Raw genomic sequence first — 269 nt, forward strand, 5'->3', positions numbered from 1 at the left:
GGGCCAGGCCCTGCGCGTGGGTTGGCAGGGCCCGCCGACCCGGCGCTGGTACGCGCTGCACCGAGCCGCCGGGCTGTGGCTGCTGCCGATCGCTCTCGTCGTGTCGCTGACCGGTGCGGCCCTGGTGTTTCCCAACCCGACGCGGGACGGCGTGGCCGCCGTGCTGCCGCTGCAGCGGCTGGCCAAGCTGCCCAAGGCGGGTGCGGGTGCGGGCGCGGGCGCGGCCGCCGCCGGCACAGCCGCCGCCGGCTCCGTGCTCGGGCCCGACG

1 protein-coding gene is annotated in these 269 nt (G+C 79.6%); it reads left to right on the forward strand.

Annotation, left to right across the window (positions count from 1 at the left end; all coding sequences use genetic code 11):
* Positions 1 to 269, forward strand: a 269-nt coding sequence (locus tag JFU56_RS22510) for a PepSY domain-containing protein (protein ID WP_198439446.1), incomplete at both ends; no start/stop codon positions are given.

The organism is Moritella sp. F3 (genome assembly GCF_015082335.1).
Classification (GTDB): Bacteria; Pseudomonadota; Gammaproteobacteria; order Enterobacterales; family Moritellaceae; genus Moritella.